General features: G+C 52.9%; 2 rRNA genes. Both read right to left on the bottom strand.

Features of this window, described 5'->3' with window-relative positions:
* Positions 1-2,231 (bottom strand): 23S ribosomal RNA (locus AB0H42_RS35550); the annotation flags it as partial.
* A gap of 165 nt (positions 2,232-2,396) precedes the next feature.
* Positions 2,397-3,053, bottom strand: a 16S ribosomal RNA gene (locus tag AB0H42_RS35545); the annotation flags it as partial.

Raw genomic sequence — 3,053 nt, 5'->3', positions numbered from 1 at the left:
CGACTTCCCTTATCTACATTATTCTATCAACTAGAGGCTGTTCACCTTGGAGACCTGCTGCGGTTATCAGTACGACCTGGCATGAGAATTATTCCCTCCCGCGGATTTTCAAGGGACGTCGAGAGCGCACCGGACCCAGCAGAGGTGCTGGGCTCTTCCGGCCATTAAACCCTAGCTCCGGATAAACCGATTTCAGGGTGAGAGACCGTTAAGAAGAAAAGAGAACTCTGCCCGGGGCTCCCGCCGTCGTCTCCGCGTTCAGTTGCGTTGCCGCGCAAAACCCACATCCAGGTGCCGGAATATTAACCGGCTTCCCTTTCGCCACACGGCGCGAAGTGCGCCTTTGAAACGGAACTTCCCTATCTCTTAGGATCGACTAACCCATGTCCAACTGCTGTTCACATGGAACCTTTCTCCACTTCGGTCCTTCAAGTTCTCATTGAAGTATTTGCTACTACCACCAAGAGCTGCACTAGAGGCCGTTCTACCCGGGCTCACGCCCTAGGCTTCGTCACTGACCTCCACGCCTGCCTACTCCTCAGGGCTTCGTTTCTACCCTGAGGGCGAGGTATGGGTGGGACGCTTGAGCGCCATCCATTTTCAGGGCTAGTTCATTCGGCAGGTGAGTTGTTACACAGTCCTTAGCGGATTCCGACTTCCATGGCCACCGTCCTGCTGTCAAGATGTACTAACACCTTTTGTGGTGTCTGATGAGCGTCCACTCCGGCACCTTAACCTCGCGTTCGGTTCATCCCGCATCGCCAGTTCTGCTTACCAAAAATGGCCCACTAGTGTTGTTCATTCGAATGCCCACGTTCAATTAAGTAACAAGGGCTTCTTACATATTTAAAGTTTGAGAATGGATGAAGGCTATATAGCGCCCCCGAGTCCCTAATCATTCGCTTTACCTCATAAAACTGAGTTCAACACTGCTATCCTGAGGGAAACTTCGGCGGAAACCAGCTACTAGAAGGTTCGATTAGTCTTTCGCCCCCATGCCCATATTTGACGATCGATTTGCACGTCAGAACCGCTACGAGCCTCCACCAGAGTTTCCTCTGGCTTCACCCTATTCAGGCATAGTTCACCATCTTTCGGGTCCGGCCCCGTATGCTCTTACTCAAATCCATCCGAAGACATCAGGATCGGTCGATTGTGCACCTCTTGCGAGGCCCCAACCTACGTTCACTTTCATTACGCGTATGGGTTTTACACCCAAACACTCGCATAGACGTTAGACTCCTTGGTCCGTGTTTCAAGACGGGTCGCTGATGACCATTACGCCAGCATCCTTGCGGAGCGCGTACCTCAGTCCGGCGCAGGGTATTACACAACGGGCTATAACACTCCCCGAGGGGAGCCACATTCCCGAAGCCTTTATCCCCCGCGCCAAACTGATGCTGGCCTGTGCCCGGCAAAGTGCACCAGCGAGAACGCTGGATGATTCACCGGGCCCAAGTCTGGTCATAGGCGCTTCCCTTTCAACAATTTCACGTACTTTTTCACTCTCTTTTCAAAGTGCTTTTCATCTTTCGATCACTCTACTTGTGCGCTATCGGTCTCTGGCCGGTATTTAGCTTTAGAAGACATATACCTCCCATTTTGAGCAGCATTCCCAAACTACTCGACTCGTCGAAGGAGCTTTACATAGGCTTGGCATCCGACCAGACGGGGCTCTCACCCTCTGTGGCGTCCCGTTCCAGGGAACTCGGAAGGCGCCTCGCCAAAAGCATCCTCTACAAATTACAACTCGGGCCCTGGGGACCAGATTTCAAATTTGAGCTGTTGCCGCTTCACTCGCCGTTACTGGGGCAATCCCTGTTGGTTTCTTTTCCTCCGCTTATTGATATGCTTAAGTTCAGCGGGTATTCCTACCTGATTCGAGGTCAACATTCGGAAGGTGGGGTGTTTAACGGCGTGGCCGCGCCCGGGTCCCGGTGCGAGTGGATATTACTACGCAGAGGTCGCCGCGGACGGGCCGCCACTCCATTTCGGGGCCGGCGGTGTTAGCGCCGGGTCCCCAACGCCGGGCTCTCCCCAAAAGAGGGGAGCTCGAGGGTTGAAATGACGCTCGAACAGGCTTGCCCGCCAGAATTCTGGCGGGCGCAATGTGCGTTCAAAGATTCGATGATTCACTGAATTCTGCAATTCACATTACTTATCGCATTTCGCTGCGTTCTTCATCGATGCCAGAACCAAGAGATCCGTTGTTGAAAGTTTTGATTCATTTGTATTTTGCCTTGCGGCACACTCAGAAGAAACTGTAAAAACAAAAGAGTTTGTGGCCTCCGGCGGGCGCCTGGTTCCGGGCCGCGAAACCGAAGAGGTTCCGGGCGCCGGGGCGGCTCCGCCGAAGCAACGTAAAGGTATGTTCACATGGGTTTGGGAGTTGTAAACTCGGTAATGATCCCTCCGCTGGTTCACCAACGGAGACCTTGTTACGACTTTTACTTCCTCTAAATGACCGAGTTTGGAGAGCTTTCCGGCCCTGGGTGGTAGTTGCCCACCTCCCTGGGCCAGTCCGGACGCCTCACTGAGCCATTCAATCGGTAGTAGCGACGGGCGGTGTGTACAAAGGGCAGGGACGTAATCAACGCAAGCTGATGACTTGCGCTTACTAGGGATTCCTCGTTGAAGAGCAATAATTGCAATGCTCTATCCCCAGCACGACGGAGTTTAACAAGATTACCAAGACCTCTCGGCCAAGGTTAGACTCGCTGGCTCCGTCAGTGTAGCGCGCGTGCGGCCCAGAACGTCTAAGGGCATCACAGACCTGTTATTGCCTCAAACTTCCATCGGCTTGAAACCGATAGTCCCTCTAAGAAGTGGATAACCAGCAAATGCTAGCACCACTATTTAGTAGGTTAAGGTCTCGTTCGTTATCGCAATTAAGCAGACAAATCACTCCACCAACTAAGAACGGCCATGCACCACCACCCACAAAATCAAGAAAGAGCTCTCAATCTGTCAATCCTCATTGTGTCTGGACCTGGTGAGTTTCCCCGTGTTGAGTCAAATTAAGCCGCAGGCTCCACTCCTGGTGGTGCCCTTCC

This window comes from Nocardia sp. NPDC050799 (assembly GCF_040654015.1).
GTDB lineage: Bacteria > Actinomycetota > Actinomycetes > Mycobacteriales > Mycobacteriaceae > Nocardia.
The sequence above is the reverse complement of the archived record's forward strand: the minus strand, read 5'-3'. Positions and strand labels throughout refer to the sequence as shown.